General features: G+C 70.5%; 13 protein-coding genes. 4 read left to right on the top strand and 9 right to left on the bottom strand.

Annotated elements, in window-relative coordinates; all coding sequences use genetic code 11:
- Positions 1-34 precede the first annotated feature (34 nt).
- Entirely contained in the window at positions 35-943 is a 909-nt protein-coding gene (locus ACIRA5_RS35185) for an SDR family NAD(P)-dependent oxidoreductase (RefSeq protein WP_403697921.1), read from the bottom strand.
- Complete coding sequence (locus ACIRA5_RS35180) at positions 943-1,725, bottom strand: enoyl-CoA hydratase/isomerase family protein (RefSeq protein WP_403697919.1); 783 nt, start codon at positions 1,723-1,725, stop codon at positions 943-945. Before ACIRA5_RS35180 ends, ACIRA5_RS35185 begins: the two co-directional genes overlap by 1 nt.
- A 125-nt stretch (positions 1,726-1,850) precedes the next feature.
- Here ACIRA5_RS35180 and ACIRA5_RS35175 point away from each other — a divergent pair, with 125 nt between their 5' ends.
- Positions 1,851-2,576 (top strand): SDR family NAD(P)-dependent oxidoreductase, encoded by a 726-nt coding sequence (locus ACIRA5_RS35175; protein WP_403697917.1) that lies wholly within the window; start codon positions 1,851-1,853, stop codon positions 2,574-2,576.
- A 9-nt stretch (positions 2,577-2,585) separates the two neighbouring features.
- Here the strand turns inward: ACIRA5_RS35175 and ACIRA5_RS35170 are convergent, their stop codons facing one another.
- Positions 2,586-4,262, bottom strand: a complete 1,677-nt coding sequence (locus ACIRA5_RS35170) for a GMC family oxidoreductase (RefSeq protein WP_403697915.1) — start codon at positions 4,260-4,262, stop codon at positions 2,586-2,588.
- Positions 4,263-4,351: 89 nt separating this feature from the next.
- On the opposite strand from ACIRA5_RS35170, the gene ACIRA5_RS35165 reads away from it, so the two are divergent.
- On the top strand, positions 4,352-5,458 hold the full coding sequence (locus tag ACIRA5_RS35165) for a Zn-dependent alcohol dehydrogenase (RefSeq protein ID WP_403697913.1): 1,107 nt from the start codon (positions 4,352-4,354) through the stop codon (positions 5,456-5,458).
- Positions 5,459-5,656: 198 nt separating this feature from the next.
- Here the strand turns inward: ACIRA5_RS35165 and ACIRA5_RS35160 are convergent, their stop codons facing one another.
- Positions 5,657-7,147 (bottom strand): aldehyde dehydrogenase, encoded by a 1,491-nt coding sequence (locus ACIRA5_RS35160; protein WP_403697911.1) that lies wholly within the window; start codon positions 7,145-7,147, stop codon positions 5,657-5,659.
- A gap of 181 nt (positions 7,148-7,328) precedes the next feature.
- Here ACIRA5_RS35160 and ACIRA5_RS35155 point away from each other — a divergent pair, with 181 nt between their 5' ends.
- A complete protein-coding gene (locus ACIRA5_RS35155) occupies positions 7,329-8,891 on the top strand; it encodes an AMP-binding protein (protein ID WP_403697910.1) in 1,563 nt (520 codons plus the stop codon).
- Here the strand turns inward: ACIRA5_RS35155 and ACIRA5_RS35150 are convergent.
- Together ACIRA5_RS35150 and ACIRA5_RS35145 are read right to left on the bottom strand one after the other, a co-directional pair.
- Complete coding sequence (locus ACIRA5_RS35150; protein ID WP_403697908.1) at positions 8,888-10,438, bottom strand: acyl-CoA carboxylase subunit beta; 1,551 nt, start codon at positions 10,436-10,438, stop codon at positions 8,888-8,890. The two genes, ACIRA5_RS35155 and ACIRA5_RS35150, sit on opposite strands and share 4 nt — an antisense overlap.
- The gene (locus ACIRA5_RS35145) at positions 10,435-12,636 is read right to left on the bottom strand and encodes an acetate--CoA ligase family protein (RefSeq protein WP_403697906.1); all 2,202 of its coding nucleotides are present in this window, start codon (positions 12,634-12,636) and stop codon (positions 10,435-10,437) included. The genes ACIRA5_RS35150 and ACIRA5_RS35145 overlap by 4 nt, the downstream gene beginning before the upstream one ends.
- A 416-nt stretch (positions 12,637-13,052) precedes the next feature.
- On the opposite strand from ACIRA5_RS35145, the gene ACIRA5_RS35140 reads away from it, so the two are divergent.
- Positions 13,053-13,238 carry a hypothetical protein gene (locus ACIRA5_RS35140; RefSeq protein WP_403697904.1) on the top strand — a complete coding sequence of 62 codons (186 nt, stop codon included), beginning with the start codon at positions 13,053-13,055 and terminating at the stop codon, positions 13,236-13,238.
- A gap of 28 nt (positions 13,239-13,266) precedes the next feature.
- On the opposite strand, the gene ACIRA5_RS35135 is transcribed toward ACIRA5_RS35140, so the two are convergent.
- Genes ACIRA5_RS35135 through ACIRA5_RS35125 form a run of 3 tightly spaced genes read right to left on the bottom strand, consistent with a single transcriptional unit; the run spans position 13,267 to position 18,119 of the window.
- Positions 13,267-14,004: an ABC transporter ATP-binding protein gene (locus ACIRA5_RS35135; protein ID WP_403697903.1), complete on the bottom strand. Its 738-nt coding sequence runs from the start codon at positions 14,002-14,004 to the stop codon at positions 13,267-13,269.
- Positions 14,004-16,790, bottom strand: coding sequence for an ATP-binding cassette domain-containing protein (locus tag ACIRA5_RS35130; RefSeq protein ID WP_403697901.1), 2,787 nt, complete (start codon positions 16,788-16,790; stop codon positions 14,004-14,006). Before ACIRA5_RS35130 ends, ACIRA5_RS35135 begins: the two co-directional genes overlap by 1 nt.
- Positions 16,791-16,796: 6 nt before the next feature.
- Positions 16,797-18,119 carry an ABC transporter substrate-binding protein gene (locus tag ACIRA5_RS35125; RefSeq protein WP_403697899.1) on the bottom strand — a complete coding sequence of 441 codons (1,323 nt, stop codon included), beginning with the start codon at positions 18,117-18,119 and terminating at the stop codon, positions 16,797-16,799.
- Positions 18,120-18,150 lie beyond the last annotated feature (31 nt).

The following is an 18,150-nucleotide window of genomic DNA, read 5'->3' as shown; positions in this document are numbered from 1 at the left end:
GGTTCGTAAGGGCAGTGAGGGTGCTGCGGATGTGTCAGCCGAGCACCGTGCGCTCGACGATCCGCATCTGGTCGTTGGCGTCGGCCGGTGTCTCGTACCCGGCCGGGTCACAGGCCTGCGCGAAGTGGTCGCGGACCTGTTCCGGGGTGAGCGGTGTGGCGCGGGCGGCCCAGCCGCGCGTCTGGGCGAGAAAGCCGTGCGCCACATGACTGCCGCCGGCGTGCACCACCTGTCCGCTGACCTGGCACTGCTCGCTCAGCAGGTAGGCGACGACTCCCGCGACGTTGTCGGGTGACATCAGATCGCCCCACAGCTCCTTCGCCTCCGGTCGGGCGAGCCGCGTGCCGGCCAGCGGGGCGATGGCGTTGGCCGTGATGTCGAGCCCTTTGGTCCGCGCCTCGTGCGCGAGCGACTTGACCAGGCCGATCACGCCCGTCTTCGCGGCCGCGTAGGCGGGCTGGCGGAAGTGGCCGAACTGGGCCATCGACGTCGTCAGGACGATCCGGCCGTAGCCGCGCTTCTCCATGTCCCGCCAGGCGGGCTGGCCGACGTGCCAGGCGCCGAGCAGGTGCACACCGAGCACCTCGTGCACCTGCTCCATCGGCTGGTCGGCGAACGTGCTCGCGCTGACCACCCCCGCGTTGTGGACGAGCAGGTCGACCCGGCCGAAGACGTCGAGGGCACGGTGCACGATCGCCGCGCCCCCTTCGGGAGTGGCCACGGAGTCGGTCACGGCGACGCCGCGACCACCGGCCGCGACGATCTCCGCGACGACCTCGTCCGCGGCCGACGTCGGCTCCCCCGGCAGGTCGTTGACGACGACGGCCGCGCCGCGTGCGGCGAGCAGCAGGGCGTACGCACGGCCGAGACCCCGTCCGGCTCCGGTGACGACGGCCACCCTCCCGGTGAAGTCGATGCCGGGCATCATCGCGCTGTCAGGCATCAACGACCACCTCGGACAGACCAGTTCGGGGAGCGCTTGGCCATGAAGGCCGCGGGGCCCTCCGCAGCGTCGGGGTGGTCCAAGTGGTCCTGGAGGATCTGGTAACCGTGCTTGAGACCGTCGTCGAGGCCGCGGTCCAGGCTCTCCCACACCGCGCGCAGCGACGCCCGCACGGCGGCCGGTGACGCGCTCGCGATGATGTGGCCGAGCTCGACGGCGCGCTCGCGCAACTTCTCGCCCGGTACGACCTCGCTGACCAGGCCGAGTTCGAGGGCGCGGCGCGCGTCGATGCGGTACGCCTTGCCGAGCGCGACCATACGAAGGACCTCGCCGAGCGGGACGCGGCGCGCCAGGCCGATCGGCTCCAGGGCGCTGACCTGGCCGACGTGTACATGAGTGTCGAAGAACGTGGCGTTCTCGCTGCAGATCACGATGTCGGCGTCGGCGACGAAGTGCAGGCCCGCGGAGGCACACATCCCGTTGACCGCTGTGATCGTCGGGGTGAAGACCCCGGCCTGGCGGGCGGTGTAGCGCGGGTAGTCCTCGGGACCGTCGAGTTCGGAGACGTCGCCCCCGGAGGAGAAGGCGCGGTCCCCGGCAGCGGTGACCACGACCGCGCGCACCTCGGGATCGGCGTCCAACTGCGGCCACAGTTCGGTCAGTTTGCCGCGCACCGAGCGCGAGAAGGCGTTGAGCCGCTCCGGCCTGTTGATCGTGAGGACGACGACATGCCCGTCCCGTTCGACGAGGAGTTCGTCCTCGGACGACGGTGCGTTCCCCATGGTCCTGCCACCTTCCCTCACCCATCACCATTCATTAAGAGTGCACTCTATTGGTATCATGGCCGCCGCTCTCAGCAAATGGGCGCGACAGGAGTCGGCAGCAACTGCGAGACAGGGGTACGCACATGGGCGTCGCGGTAGTCACAGGAGCAGGCCGGGGCCTCGGCCTGGGGATCACACAGAAGCTCGCGAAGCTCGGCCACACGCTCGTCGCCGTCGACATCGACGAGGAGAGCGCCCTCGACGCGGCGGCGTCGGTCGGCGGCCGGGGCTTTTGCTGCGACATCGCCGACCGCGACGCCGTACGGGCCCTCGCCGAACAGGTCGGCCCGGTGGACCTGTTGGTGAACAACGCGGGCGTCTGGCGGTTCGGCCCTCTGCTCGACCTCGACCGCGAAGCCATCGAGGACGTCGTGCACGTCAACCTGCTCGGCACGCTGTGGTGCGTGCAGGCGTTCGTCCCCGGCATGGCCGCGTCCGGCAGCGGCGGGGTCGTCGTCAACCTCTCCTCCGGCGCGGCCCGCATGCACTCCCCCGGCACCGGCATCTACCCGGTCACCAAGAACGCGATCGAGGCACTGACCATCCAACTCGCGGTGGAGCTGGGCCCCCTGGGCGTAAGGGTGAACGCGGTGGCGCCCGGCTCCATCGCCACCGAGGCCACCGCGCGGATCCTCACCCCCGCCGACCGCGCGGAGCGCGAACGGACCATCCCCGCGGGCCGGATGGGCCGCCCCGAGGACATAGCCGACGCCGTGGCCTACCTGGCATCGGACGCCGCCCAGTACGTGACCGGGCAGGTCCTCTACGTCGACGGCGGGCTCACCTCAGGGCGGGTGAACCGGAGTTGAGCGAACCGGTCAGGAGACGGGGGTGACGGCGTCGGACCTGATGAGGTCCGACGCCCGTTCGGCAATCATGACCGTGGGGGCGTTGGTGTGCCCGGTGATCAGCGTGGGCATCACCGACGCGTCCACCACCCGCAGCCCCTGAACACCCCGCACCCGCAGCTTCGGGTCGACCACGGACTCCGGGTCGCTCCCCATGGCGCAGGTGCCGACGGGGTGTTCGCCGCGCCATGCGTAGCCGCGCAGATACGTCTCCCACTCCTCGTCGGTGCGGACTTTCGGCCCCGGCAGCAACTCCCCCTCGACATACGGCCCCAGGGCGTCCCGCGCGAAGATCTCCCGGGTCTTGCGGCACACGGCGATCAGTTCGGCGATGTCATCCCGGTCCGCGAGCAGCTGGTGCTCGATGCGTGGCTTGTCCTGAGGGCGCGCGGAGTGCAGGGTGACGCGTCCGCGGGCCCGCGGATGACTCACCGATGGCATCGCCATGCAGGTCGAGGTCTTCATGGGCGTCAGTTCGTTGACGTCGTGCCGGTACTCGATGCCCTCACCGGCGTCGGTCCCCGGCACCGAACCGCTCAACCCCATCGGCGCGAAGATGATCTCGTAGTCGGGGCGGACGGAGTCCTCGCGCAGCCGCCCGAAGGCGATGGAGTGCGCGGCCGCGACGGTCACGGCACCGCGCCCGCGCAGCGCGAAGTCGAGCCCGTGGCGCAGGAATCCGAGCGGGGTCAGCTCCATGTTGAGGGTCGGGACGCCGACCGAGTACGCCATGGTCGCGTAGATGTGCTCCTGGAGACCCCGCCCCACCCGCGGGCTGTCGGCGAGGACGTCGATGCCGTGCTCGTCGAGCACGTCGACCGGACCGATGCCGGACAGCATGAGGAGCTTGGGCGAGGCGAGCGCGCCCGCCGCGAGGAGCACCTCACGGCGGGCCCCGACCCGCACGCTCTTCCCGTCCCTGCGGTACTCGACGCCGGTGGCCCTGCCGTCCTCGACGAGGATCCGGGCGACCAGGGCGCCGGTGCGGACGGCGAGGTTGCGGCGGCGGCGCGCGGGCGCCAGATAGGCGCGGGCGGTGCTGTGCCGAAAGCCGCGGCGCTGGCTCAACTGCCCGTATCCGACGCCGTCCTGGACCGCGCCGTTGTAGTCGTCGTTGAACGGGAGTCCGGCCTGCTGCGCGGCGGCGAGATAGGCCTCGGTGAGCGGGTGGTCGAAGCGTGGGTACGACACGTGCAGCGGGCCCCGCCGGCCGCGCAGCCGCCCGCTGCCGCCGTTGCCCCGCGCGCCCCGGAACGTCTCGGCGCGCATGAAGTACGGCAGGACGTTCGCGTGGTCCCAGCCCTCGCACCCGAGCGCGGCCCACTCGTCGTAGTCGGCGGGGTTGCCGCGGGTCCACACCTCGCCGTTGATGGAGCTCGATCCGCCCAGCACCCTTCCGCCGCCCCAGTGTTCGACAATGTTGTTGCGACTGGGGTCGGGTTCGGCCGTGTACCGCCAGTTGTACTTCTCGGCGTCCAGGAGTGCGAAGCCGGCCGGGACGTGGATGAAAGGGCTGCGGTCCTCGCCCCCGGCCTCGAGGAGCAGCACCGTGCTCCGGCCGTCCTGCGACAGCCTGTTGGCCAGGACACAGCCGGCGGAGCCAGCCCCGATGACGATGTAGTCGACGCGTCCGTGGTGCCCGTTCACTTGCCAGACCCCTTCCGTGCGGGAAACACTCGGCGAGTTGAGTGTACTCAATTCATCCTTCAGGGAACCCGAACAACCTAAGGAGCCGCATGCGCGCAGCCGTGATGGAGAGCCAGGGAAGCCCGTTGGTCGTACGGGAACTGAGCCCGCGGGAGCCGGGGCCGCGCGAGGTCGTGGTGCGGCTGACGGCGAGCGGGGTCTGCCACACCGACCTGTCGGTGCTCAACGGGGTCCTGAACGTCCCCGCCCCCGCCGTGCTCGGGCACGAGGGCGCCGGGATCGTGGAGCGGGTCGGATCCGCCGTGACAGGGGTACGGCCTGGGGACCGCGTGGTCACCGCAGCGGCCGGCTGCTGCGACGAGTGCTACTACTGCGTACGCGGCGAGACGCACAACTGCGACGAGATCGCGGCCCGTACGGTCATGCCGCGCTTCCTCGCCCAGGACGGCGCCGAGCCCCAGGAGCTCCTGGGGCTCGCGGGGCTCGGCACCTTCGCCGAGCTGATGACCGTGCACGAGTCGTCCGTCGTCCCCGTCCGCACCGAGCTGCCCGACGAGCAGCTCGCCCTCGTCGGCTGCGGCGTCGTCACCGGTTTCGGCGCAGTGGTGAACACGGCGCGGGTCGAGCCGGGTACGACGGTCGCCGTGATCGGCTGCGGCGGAGTCGGCCAGGCGGCCGTCCAGGCCGCCGTGGTCTCGGGGGCGGCGTGCGTCGTGGCGATCGACCCGGTCGAGTCCAGGCGGGCCTCCGCCCTGCACGTGGGCGCGTCCGTGGCACTCGCACCGGACGCGGACCTCGACAAGGCAATCGCCGAGCTGACCGAGGGGCGCGGCGCCGATGTCGCCATCGAGGCGGTCGGCTCGGCAGAGACGGTCATGACCGCCTGGCGGGCCACCCGGCGCGGCGGCACGGTGGTCGTGGTCGGCGCGGCCGCGCAGTCGCAGCAGGTGACGCTCAGCGCCGACGACATCATCCACAGCAGGAAGACGCTGAAGGGTTCGATCTTCGCGGGTGGCGCCGCCAGGAAGCTGATCCCGGAAATCGTCCGCCTCGCCGAGGCCGGCCGCCTCGACCTCGCGTCGATGGTGTCGCGGACCATTCGCCTCGACCAGATCGACGCCGCCTTCGAGGACATGCGCCACGGCCGCGGCACCCGGTCCGTGGTCGTGTACGGCGACAGTGACGGCGAGGACTGAGGGCCAGGGCCCGTGCCCCTGGGTGCGCGACAGAGCAATGACTCCGTCGCGCACCCAGGGGCCAGTACTGCTCCGCGTAGGTTCGTGGAGGGGTGTTCAGGCTGTTCGGAGGGGGCTGGCGGTGCAGGTCCCGCCGCCCAGACGCAGGCGGTCGCGCGAGACGAAACGGCGGCCGATCGATACGGGGTGAGGCAGGGATCACGCTCCCGGACGGCGTACCGTTCCCGCGCGTTCGCTCCGTGTCCCGGCGGCATCCTCCGGGAGGTTCACCGACTTGTACTCCAGGTAGGCGCCGACGCCCTCGGGCCCGCCCTCGCGCCCGATGCCGGAGCACTTGAAACCGCCGAAGGGGGCGTGCGAGGAGATGCGGAAGTCGTTCACGGTGACCTGGCCGGTGCGGATCCGCCCGGCCACGTCGATGCCCCTCTCGACATCCGCCGTGAACACCGATCCGGACAACCCGTACGGCGAGTCGTTGGCGATGCGTACCGCGTCCGCCTCGGTCGCGTACGGAATGATCACCGAGACCGGGCCGAAGATCTCCTCCCGGGCGATCCGCATCGCGTTGTCCACGTCGACGAACACGGTGGGTTCCACGAACCAGCCCCGCGACAGGCCGGCCGGACGGCCGCCGCCGACGGCCACCTCGGCACCCTGTTCCCGGCCGGACGCCAGATAGCCCTCCACCCGGTCCCGCTGGCGCGCGGAGACGAGCGGGCCGATGTCGGTCGCGTCCGCCCGCGGATCGCCGACGGTCAGCTCGGACACGGCGGCGCAGTAGCGGTCGGCCACCTCCTGGTAGCGGCTCACCGGCGCGAGAACCCGGGTGATCGCGGCACAGATCTGCCCGTTGTTCTGCATCGCGCCGTTGACCATCTTGGGGATGTCGCGTTCCAGGTCGGCGTCCTCCAGCACGAGCGCGGCGGACTTGCCGCCGAGTTCGAGGCTCACCCGCTTGACCTGCTCACCGCAGATGGCGCCGATGCGCCGGCCCGCGGCCGTACTGCCGGTGAAGGTCACCATGTCGACATCCGGGTGCGCGACGAGATGCTCGCCCACCTCGCGGTCCGCCGGCACGATGCTGACCACGCCGTCCGGATAGCCCGCCTGCCGTACCGCCTCGCCGACGGCATAGCCGTCGAGCGGAGTCTCCGGTGCCGGCTTCACGACCACCGTGCAGCCGGTGAGCGTGGCCGGGAGCATCTTGGACAGGATCAGTCCGAGCGGCGCGTTCCACGGGATCACCGCGGCGACGACGCCGACCGGCTCACGGATCACCAGAGAGGGGCCACCGCCGCCCTGCCGCAGTTCGCGGAGTTCCACCGCGCGTACCGTCTCGATGTAGCGCTCGATCAGCCCGCGCACGACATGGGCGGTGCTCGGCCTGGTGAACCGGACCGGCGCGCCCATCTCGTCGGTCTGCAGCAGCGCCAGCTCCTCGGCCCGGGGGACGAGGTGGTCGGCGAGGCGGAGGGTGATCTCGGCCCGTTCCTCGAACGACATGCGCGGCCAGGGCCCGGTGTCGAACGCGGCCCGGGCCGCCGCCACGGCCGCGTCCATGTCGGCCTTCTCAGCGGCCGGAAGCCGCCCCATCACCTGCTCGGTGGCCGGTGAGACCACCTCACACCTCCCTGGTCCGGCGGGCGCACGCCACTGGCCGCCGATGAACAGCCGATCGAATTCGAGCATCGAGTTGCCTCCTGCCGACTGGGTCCATCCAAGAAGGGGACGTTATCCTCACACTTTTTAGCGAGTCAATGCGTCCAACTTGTGTGAATAGAAACGCTAATTACAGGCATCACGACGTAATCAGTGGCCTATACTTGGCAGTTACCCCCTGTCGGCGCCACGGACGACGAGAAGGACGCGGATGAGGAACGCACGACCCGCAAGCTTCTACCGCTACGCGCAAGCGCTTCCGCAGCGGACCGCTGTCATCGAGTCGGACGGGCGCAGGATCACGTACGGCGAACTTCATCGGCAGGCGAACCGCGTCTCGCACGCCCTGCGCGCCTCCGGGGTCGAAACGGGTGCGAAGATCGCCGTCCTCGCCTCGAACAACGCTCACTTTCTCGCGCTGGAACTTGGCGCTTCGCAGATCGGAGTCCGGATGGTGGCGGTCAACACACACCTCGCCCAGGACGAGGTGACGTACATCCTGGGCAACAGCGAGAGCAGGCTGGTCTTCACCGAGGAGTCGTTCGTCCACCGGGTCCGCGCCGGCCTGTCCGCGCTCGACCGGTCCGCCGACGACCTCATCACGATCGACGCCCCGGGCGGTCCGCGGTCCCTGGACACGTTTGTCGCCGGTCGTCCCGAGATCGAGCCGGCGCACCGTGTCCACGCCATGCGGTCGATGTACACGTCGGGAACGACGGGGCGTCCCAAGGGCGTTGTCTGGCCGGTCGACACGAGCGTCACCCCCGAGGCGGGGGTTGCCGCGCTGGATTGGATCATGGAACAGCGGGGGATGCGGCACGACCCCACGGCCGTGAACCTGATCTCAGGACCGCTGCACCACGGGGCGCCGGGCTCCTGGGCGCTGGCCGGACTGCACCGGGGGCACACCATCGCGTTGAGCGGCAAGTGGGACAGCGAGCAGTTCCTGCGCCTCGTCGAGGAGTACCGGGTCACCGTCGCCCAACTGGCGCCGATCCACTTCTACCGCCTGCTGCAGCTGACTTCGCGGGTGCGCGCGTCGTACGACCTGAGTTCGCTGCGGATCGTCAGTCACGCGGGTTCGCCGACTCCGGTCGCCGTCAAGCGGCAGATGATGGACTGGCTGGGCCCGATCCTGTGGGAGTACTACGGAGCGGCGGAGGGCTGGGGCACCACGATCTCGCCGTCCGACTGGCTCGAGCACCCCGGCAGCGCGGGGCGCCACGACGCCGAAGGTGCGCGGATGAAGATCCTCGACGACTCCGGAAGGGAACTGCCACCGGGCGAACCGGGAACGCTCTGGGTGCGCAACCCGACCGGGGTGAACTCCGAGTACCTGGGAGACCCGGAGCGCACCGCGGCCAACCGGCGCGGGGAGTACTTCACCGTCGGCGACATCGCCTACCTGGATGCCGAGGGCTGGCTCTACATCGTCGACCGGCGTACCGATCTGATCCTCTCCGGGGCGGTCAACGTCTACCCCGCCGAGGTGGAGGACGCCCTGCGCCGGCACCCGGCGGTCGCCGATGTGGCGGTCATCGGCATGCCCGACCCCGAATGGCATCAGCGCGTCCACGCGGTCGTCGTGCCGGCCCCGGGAGTGGCCCCCACCGCCGCTCTCGTCGACGAGCTTCGCGCCTTCGTCGGCGGGAGGCTCGCCAGGTTCAAGGTGCCGAAGCAGATCGAGTTCCGCGCGGCGCTGCCGTACTCCCAGGCGGGCAAGCTGTTGCGGCGCGAGCTGCGAGAGCAGGCAGGGCGCCCGGACGGTCGTTAGGGCCGGATGCCGTACCGGGGCTTGGGGCCGAGGTCGTGCCCCAAGCGCGCAATGGCCGCCTCCAGGTAGCGGATCAGCAGCGGCCGGGTGTCGCGCGGATCGATGACGTCCTCCACGCCGAACGCCTCCGCGATGGGGAACACACTCTTCATCCGTACGAGACGGGCCTCGATCTCCTTGCGCGCCTGCTCGGGGTCGGGCGCTGCGGCGATCAGGCTCCGGTAGGCGGTCTCGACCCCGCCTTCGACGGGCAGCGAGCCCCACTCCCCCGATGGCCAGCCCAACCGGAGACCGAGACGCGCCGGGGTGCTCGTGGCCACGCCGGCCATGCCGAAGCAGCGGCGGACGTGCACGGCCACCGAGGGCACGGTGATCTGGTGCGCCAGCCACAGGGTCCGCATCCCGGCCCGTAGCGTGCCCGACGCCTCGGCCTCCGGGCCGACCATGAAGCCGGGGACGTCGACGAAGTGGACGAGCGGGATGCGGAACGTGTCGCACAGCTCCATGAACCGCGTCGTCTTGTCGGCTCCCTCCGCGTCGACCGCACCGGCCTGGTACAGCGGGTCGTTGGCCACGACGCCGACGACGTGACCGTCGAGACGGGCGAACGCGGTGATGACGCACCGGCCGAAGTAGGGCTTGATCTCGAACATCGAGCCTTCGTCGACCACCAGCTCGACCAGTCGGCGCATGTCGTAGCCGCGGCGCTCATGCGGAACGATCGTCAGCAGCTCCTCCTCACGCCGGTCGGGGCGGTCGTCGGGCTGGATGTAGGGCGGCAACTCCCACACGCTCTGGGGCAGATAGGACAGGAACGTTGCCATCTGGGTGAAGCAGTCCTTCTCGTCGACTGCCTCGTTGTCTGCGACACCGCTCCTGTGCACGTGCACTCCCGTGCCGCCGAGCTCCTGTTTCGTGACGTCCACGCCGATCGCCCGCTTCACGATCGCGGGTCCGGCAGCGAAGAGCTCCGCTCCCTGAACCATGCACGTCCAGTGCGTCAGCAGGGCGTACGCCGCGATGCCACCGGCGACCGCGCCCGCGATCCCGCCGATGACCGGCACCTCCCCCAGCAGTTGCAGCGGGTCGGTCCAGTCCTTGCTGTTCGGCAGGTACGAGCGCCCGAGGCTCTCCATCGTGCGGATGCTCGCCCCGGCTCCGTCGAAGAACTGCACCATCGGGACCCGGTACTCCTTGGCCATCGCGTAGGCCAGGTCACGCTTGTTGCGGTTGCCCGGCCCGCCGCCGGAACCGCCCCGGACGGTGAAGTCCTCGCCGCCGACGACCGTGTTCCGGCCGTTCACGGTGGCCAGGCCGGCCACGTACGGGTCGGGGACGAACGACGTGAGCGTGCTCTGCTCATAGGTGCCGGTACCGGCGAGCTGCCCGAACTCGACGAACGAGCCGGGGTCGACCAGGCCGTCGATCCGCTCACGGATCGTCAGGCGGCCGCGCTCGTGCTGGCGGGCTATCCGCTCCGGCCCGCCCATGCCGAGCGCGATCCCGCGCCGCGCACGGATCGCCTCGACCTCGTTGTGCCAACTCATGACTCCTCCTTCGTCACAGGCGCGGTCGGAGCACTGTGCTCGTGGCGCCCCCCTTCGGCGGCGCTTCGGCGTGAGCGGAATACGACGAGCGCGTCCAGGGCCTCGGCTCCCGTGGCGGTGGCACGCAACGGGTTCACCTCGACCGAGTCGAGCTCGTTACCGAGTTGCCAAGCCACGCCGGCGATGCGGCAGATCGCGGCCACGAGGGCGGATCGGTCGACCGGTGGCCGGCCCCGCGCCCCGTCGAGCACCGCGCGGCCACGCAGCTCGCCGAGCATCTCCTCGACGTCCCTCGCGGTGACAGGCAGCAGTCGCAGCGCCACGTCCGCCAGCACTTCCACGAACACTCCGCCCAGCCCGACCGCGAGCACCGGGCCCCATTGGGGATCCCGGGTCACACCGGCCACCAGTTCCACACCGCCACGGCGCATGGGCGAGACCTGCACGCCCTCGACCCGGATGCCGTCGCGCGCGACGACGCCGGCGGCGCGCACCTCCTCGTAGGCGCGCCGGACGGCGTCATCGCCGGTGACGTCGAGGATCACCGCACCCACATCGCTCTTGTGCGGCACGTCGGGCGATACGAGTTTGACCGCGACCGGACCGCCGAACCCCGAGGCGATCTCGACCGCCTCGTCGGCGCTACGTGCCAGGCCTGCCGGAACGAAGGTCACCCCGCCCCGCGCCAGCAGCGCGCGGGCGGCCCATTCCGACAGCACGCCGTCAGCGGGGGCGAGCGGCTGCGCGGGCCGAGGGGCGAGCGCGGACCGGGCGGCGAGCCCGGGCAACCGCCGGGACCAGTGGGAGAGATGGGAGAGGGCGGTGATGCCGAGCGCCAGGCCGGGCAGCGCACGCACCCCGACGGCGTCGACGGCCGCCCGACCCGTGTCGTTCAGGTGCGCGACGGTCTGGGACAGCAGGAAGGCGGGCAGGTCGATCGCCTCTGTTCCCCTGCCGATGGCCTTGAGGAGGCCGCCGATGCCGGTCGTCTTGCAGGAGTCGTAGGCCGGCACGTTGCTGAGGATCGCGACGGCGCCGAACTCCTCCTGCCGGTCCACGATCCGCAGCACCCGCTCGAACTCGTCACCGAGCGCCGCACCGGTGATGTCGAGCGGGTTGCCGACGCCGGCGAACGCGGGCAGCACGGCTTCGATCTCCCGCGTCGCCGACTCGTCGAACTCCGGTAGCTGCAGGCCGAGTCGCTCGGCCTCGTCGGCGACGACGTCCACGGAACCGCCGCTGATCGACACGACGGCGATGCCGGGTGCCCGCAGCGGTCCTGCGGTGGCGAGGACGCCGGCGGTGATCACCAGTTCCTCCGGCGAACGGACGCGGAGCGCACAGCATTGGCGCAGCGCGGCGTCGACGACGCGGTCGTCACCGACCAGACTGCCCGTGTGGGAGACGGCGTTGCGCGCGGCGATCTCGCTGGCGCCCGCCTTCAGGACGATGATGGCCTTGCCGAGCTCGCGGGCCCTGTCCGCGGCTGCCAGGAACCGCGCCGGATCCGCGATGGCCTCGGCGAACAGCGCGATGCTGCGGGTGCTCTCGTCCTCAACCAGGTACTCGATCACGTCGGTGGTCGTCAACATCGCCTCGTTGCCCGTGGTGACGACGCAGCTGAGGCCGACGCCGAACTCGGCGGCCAGATCTGCAAGGGCGTTGCCCATCCCGCCGCTCTGGGACACGATCGCGACCGGACCCGGCCGGATACCGGGCGGAACGCTCGCGATCCAAGCGCCGGTGCGGGCCGCCACGTTCAGGAAGCCGAGGCAGTTGGGTCCGACGAGCGTGACGCCGAGCTCGCGGGCCCGCGCCACGATCGCGCGCTGCCGGGTCTCGCCCGCTGAACCGGCCTCCGCCCAGCCGGAGGAGAGCAGGACCGCGCTACGGGCACCTGCGTCGGCCACGTCGTCGAGGACCTCGTGTACCGCGTGTGCCGGTACGAGGAGGACGGCGGCGTCCACCGGCTCACCGATCGCGGCGCACGTGGACGTGGTCGCCAGGCCGTGGGCGGGAGTGGCCGATCGGTTGACCGCGAAGATCCGGCCCGCGAAGCCCACGCGCGCCAGGGCCTCGACCACCCCGTAGGACGACGGGGACGCGTCCTTCGCCCCGACGATCGCCACGTTCCGCGGTGTCAGCAGCCGGGCGAGATCGCCCCGCCACGTTGTCCGCCAGTCGGAATCATCGCTCACGACATACCTCGGCGTCCGGCATCTGCCCTCCTGTGGCCAGCCAGTTCGACAGTACTGTAATTCAGTGCACTTTTCTGGAATTTCTCGTTCGAAAGTGAGTGAGCATTACCGAATTAAGGGCACTTAATCTGCCTCCGCCCTTAGGGGTGCGCGCCGGAACGGACACCTCAAGGGTCGCGCCCCGCTCGCAGCACGGACGGCCCCGGACGCGAGGGCGGCGAGGCGGAAGGCTGGTGTGGCCGGACAGGTATCCGGCGTCCGTCACGGGGTCGGTGGAGCGCCGGCGCAGCAGCTGCGGGGCGACCGTGACGTCCGACTCGAAGACGGGGAAGCCGACCAGCTCCGCGACCTTGCCGAGATGATCGATCCCAAGGGATCGGCTGCGCGAGGGCGAGAAGGGAGTCCAACGTCAGTGTGTGAAGACAGAGCTGGACTCCCTCGCAACCGCACTCTATGTGAAGACCGACGGCCTGTTGACGGCCTCACCGCATCTCGCGCCGTGGCTGCCGGCCGTGGGGATCGCCCCGCAGGTCACCGACACCGAGCGGGTCATGCTCGCGACGATGCAGGCCAAGCTCAGCTTCACCCCCGAGGCCGAGTGACTCCGCCACGCCGGTTCCCAGAGGCTGGTCAGGCTGCGCTCGTGTCCGGCCCGCCCAGGTAGAACTGTTCTATCTCCGCGCTACGGGCGAGGAGTTCGGACGACGGGAGTTCCAGGGCCAGGCGACCCTGGTGCATGACCACCGACCGGTCCGCGACCATCGCCGCGTAGTGCAGATGCTGTTCGACCACAACCACCGCGATGCCGTGGTCCGTCGCGAACCTCCGTATTCCGGAGAACAACTGGTCGCACATCACGGGGGCGAGTCCGAAGGACAGCTCGTCCAGCAGGAGCACGCGCGGGCGCCTGCACATGGCGCGGGCGAGACTGAGCATCTGCTGCTCGCCGCCGGAGAGGTTGCCGGCCCGTACGTGCAGCCGCGCTCCGAGCTCGGGGAACACTCCCAGCGCGTCGGACACGTCCACCTGGCCGACCTTGAGGTTCTGCGCAGTCGTCAGCGCGGGGAAGACGCTGCGGCCTTCCAGGACGAGTCCCACCTGGCGGCGCATCCGCCGGTGGGACGGGCCCACGACCGAAGTCCCGTTCACGGTCACGGTGCCCGTGACCCGTTTCAGGAATCCGCCGATCGCCATGAGCGCGGTCGTCTTCCCGACGCCGTTGCGCCCGAGCACAGCGACGACCTCGCCCGCCCCGACCGTCAGGTCGAGGCCGGAGATCACGGGCGCCGAGCCGTACCCGGCTGCCAGGTCGCGTACGTCGAGGCCGCGCGTGCCCGACGCCGTGGCGGTCCCGGTCTGTGTCGCCATCAGTTCACCTCGTCCTCGCCGGCCAGCACTTCCACCTTCTGCGGCATTCCCCCGGTCCCCAGGTAGGCGTGCCGTACGACGTCCGAGGCGAGCACCCGCGCCGGGGTGCCGCTCGCGACGACCGCGCCGAAGTCGAGGACGAGGACGTGGTCGCACAGTCCCGCGACGACATCGATGTTGTGCTCGACGAGCAGCACCCCGATGCCCAGCCGGTCCACGACGAGCCGCAGCGCCGCGGCCATCGCCTCGCGCTCACTCTCGTCGAGCCCGGCAGCGGGTTCGTCGAGGCACAGGATCCGGGGCCGGGCCGCCAACGCCCTCGCGAGGGCGACCAGTTGGCGTGTTCCCTGGGGCAGGGTGCGGATCTCGCTGTCGAGCCACTCCTCAAGCCCGAGGAGCGCGACCGCCTGGGTGGCGACGCCGTCCAGACGTGCGGAGCCGGGGCGCACCCATCCGCTGAGGTACGCGCCGACGCCACGCGGGTCCTGGGCGGCGAGGAGGTTCTCCCGCACCGTCATGTCCGAGAAGAGCTCGAGGTTCTGGAACGTCCTGCCGAGCCCGGCGCGGGCGCGGCGGCGGATGGTCCACTCGGAGACGTCGAGGTCGCCGAGACGGACGGTGCCTGAGCTGCGGCGGGCGAAACCGGTGAGGGTGTCGATGAGGCTCGTCTTGCCCGCGCCGTTGGGCCCGATCACGCCCACGACCTCGCCTGGGCGGATCTGGAGGGTGACGTCGTCGACCGCGCGCACGGGGCCGTAGGCGAGGCCGAGGCCGTCGACGCGGAGGAGAGGTTCGTCGAGACGTGGCGCGGGCCCGACCTCGGGCACCAGTTCCGCGGTGAGGACGTCCTTGGAAGACTGCACCCCGCCTCGCGGGCCACGCCGCACGCGTCGCCGCACCCGGTCCGTCACCGGGCTCAACCGCCGCCGCAGCATGGGAATCATGCCGTCCGGGTCCTGCAGCATGATCTGGATGACGAGCAGGCCCGACGCGACAGCGAAGATCAGGTCGATCTTCGCGGACAGGTTTCTGAAGAGGTACGAGAGCGGGCCGCCCGAGCTGATGAGCCCGGCGTACAGTGCCCCGGCGACGTAGCCGACACCGCTGACGATGGTGAAGGCGAGGGCGAAGATCGACTTGAAGACGTCGAAGTTGGTGAGCGTGATGGTCCGGCTCAGGAAGACGGTGAGCGATCCCGCGAGACCCGCGACCGCTCCGCCGAGCGCGAAGGCGGCGACCTTCACCCCACCGACGGAGATGCCGAGCGCGGCGGCCCCCCGCTCGTTGGCGCGCACCGCGAGCAGCCGCCGCCCCGCCACGGACCGGCGCAGGTTCGCGGTCCCGATCCCCACCACCAGGAGCGCCGCCAGGCACAGCAGCGCGAACCGGCCCGGATGCCGGCTGGGATCGAGATCGAGACCGAACAGAGTCGGCTCCGGCACGATGATCCCGCCGAAGCTGTCGTTGCCGATGAACGTGGGTGAGATGAACACGGTGTTGGCGATGACGACGCCGAACACCATCGTCCCGACGGTCAGGTCGATGCCGCGCACCCGGATCGCCGGCAGCCCGATGAGCCAGCCGACGGCGGCCCCCGCGGCAGTGCCGAGGACGAGAGTCATCGCATAGCCGAGCCCCCACGACCCGGCCGCATGGGCCCCCACCATCGCGCCGACGCCCATCAGCGCGTACGTCGCGAGGCTGATCTGCCCGGCGTATCCGGTGACGATGACGATGGCGAGGCTGACGAGCGCGGCGATCGCCGCGTTGGCGACCGCCCCGGACCAGCCGCTGCCCAGGCCGAGCGCGAGGAAGACGGCCACGCCGAACCCGATCGCGGCCGGGACGGGGCGCAGCAGCCCGGCGCCGACCTTGGGCAGCCGGCTCTCGGCGAACCCGCGGCCCGGCACAGCGGTGCCGCCTGCCACGAGGGCGACCAGGATCACCACGAACGGTGTCATCAGGCGGATCCACGTCGGCACGTCGTAGAGGATCATCACCGCTTCGGCGATGCCCATGAGCAGGGCGGCCGCGACGGCGACGCCGTAGTTGCGGAACTTGCCCACGAGGCTCGCGGCCAGGGCGTAGTTGATGAGCAGGGTGAGCTGGGTCGGCGAGAGCCCGATGGTGGGGACGACGAGGATGCCTGCGGCCGCGGCGAGCGACCCGCCCAGGGTCCAGGTGATGATCCCGACGGGGTGCGGTGAGATGCCGAGCGTGGCGGCCGCCACCGGGCGGCTCTGCAGTGCGCTCGCGGAGAGCCCGAGGCGGGTGTGGCGGAACAACAACGTGAGGCCGACGGCGAGCACGAGGACGACGCCGAGCACGATCGCGGAGTCGTAGCGCAAGGGCACGCCGAAGACGGGGAAGTTGCCGCGCCCCAGGAACCGTGGGATGACGACGGTCTCCGAGGAGTACATCATCAGCGCGGCGTTCTGGATGATGAGCAGCACGCCGAGGGTGGCGATGACCCGCGCCAACTCGGAGGCGTTGCGCAGCGGATACATCACCAGGAGGTAGACGGCGAGCCCGAGGAGCGCGCCGGCCCCGATCCCCGCCGCCATGGCGAGGCCGACCGGCCACCGGGCCAGGGCCCGCAGTCCATGCGTGGCGGCGCCGTCCTCGTACAGCTCCCAGAAGACGTACGTGCCCGCCATGCCGATGGCGCCGTGCGCGAAGTTGAGCACGCCGGAACCACGGTAGATCGTGACCACGCCGATCGCGGTCAGAGCGTACGCGCCGCCGGCCGAGAGGCCGACGATGATGAAGGTCCACAGCTGGAACACTCCGACTCACCTCCCTTTAGCGGTAGTTGAGGCCGCGCAGCACTTGATGTCGTCGACTCCGGGGAAGACGGACCCCCAGAGGTCGGAGGGCGCGGTCAGCACCCCGTCCTTGGAGAGTCGTGAGGACTCCGCATAGACCTGCACGACGCGCGGGGATCCTGGCACTGGCCCCGGCTTGGTCCAGTCCAGCGGTGGCGTCGCCCCGGTGAGGACCGGGTGCTCGGCGATATAGGTCTGAAGGTCGGCGGTCTTGAGGGACTTGGCGCCGTTCATGACATCGGCCAGCGAGAGGATGCCCTCGTACATGTTGAAGGCGTTGTCACTGACGGTGTCGAGGTGCGGCGGCGCCCCGACGGACGGACCGTACTTCTGGATGGCTTCGAGCATCTGCGCGCGAGCCGCGTTCTCGGTCGGGTCGGTGGCCCAACTGGTCGCCACCCGTAGTGTCATGCCGGTCTCTCTGGCCGCCTTGATGGACTGGCTGCCGATCGAGGTGCTCGCGGCGAGCACGGGGACGTCGACGCCCATGTCGGCGAGCGCCTGGAGCACGGGCGCTGTGATCGCGTCGCCCACGCCCATGACGACGGCGTCGTAGTCGTCCGCCAGGACCTTGGCCGCGTAGGGCAGGAAGGTGGTCGTGTCGGACGGCCAGCTGACTTTCTTGAAGTCGGTGATGCCCTTGGCAGCGAGGGACTCCTTGGCGAAGTTGCAGAGTTTCGTGGACACGGCGCCCTCGGCCGTCAGGCAGGCGACCTTCTTGAACTCGTGCTGCTTGACGAGGAGTCCGATGTTCTGGTGGGCGAAGATGCCGAGGCCGGCGGGGTACGAGAGCGGGCTGGTGGTGTCGTCCGGCCAGATCGGCACATTGAACCAGTTGATGACGTCGGCCTTCTTGATGAACGGCCAGGCGATGTTGCCCTGCACGCCGACCGATTCGACGAGGGCCCTGACCTTCGTCTGGTTGAGCAGTTCGTCCGCACACTTGGCCGCGACGTTGGGGTCGCCCTTGTCGTCGCAATGTACCCACTTGAGCGGGCGACCGTTGATGCCGCCCGCCGCGTTGACGGCCTTGACGGCGACCTGCGCGATGTACGGGAGCTGGGGAAAGGTCGAGAGCGGCGCCGACACCGGGAACATCGAGCCGATGACGACCGGGTCGCCGCTCAGCTTCGGGTTGTCCGCGGCCTGCGGAGAGGCGCTCCGCGGCGCCTGTTCGGCGCCGCTCGCCTGGACCGAGCACGCCGCCGTGAGGAGGAGACAGACGGAGGCGCAGACACCTCGAAGCCTCCGCCGTCTCCTCTGGCGCTGAAGTCGCTTGCCTAGCAGCATCGTGCCACCTCACTTTGGGCGAGCGTCGTCG

Origin of the sequence: Streptomyces sp. NPDC096311 (assembly GCF_044763085.1) — a bacterium.
Classification (GTDB): Bacteria; Actinomycetota; Actinomycetes; order Streptomycetales; family Streptomycetaceae; genus Streptomyces.
Note: the sequence above shows the minus strand (reverse complement) of the source record. Positions and strands in the feature narration are given on the sequence as shown.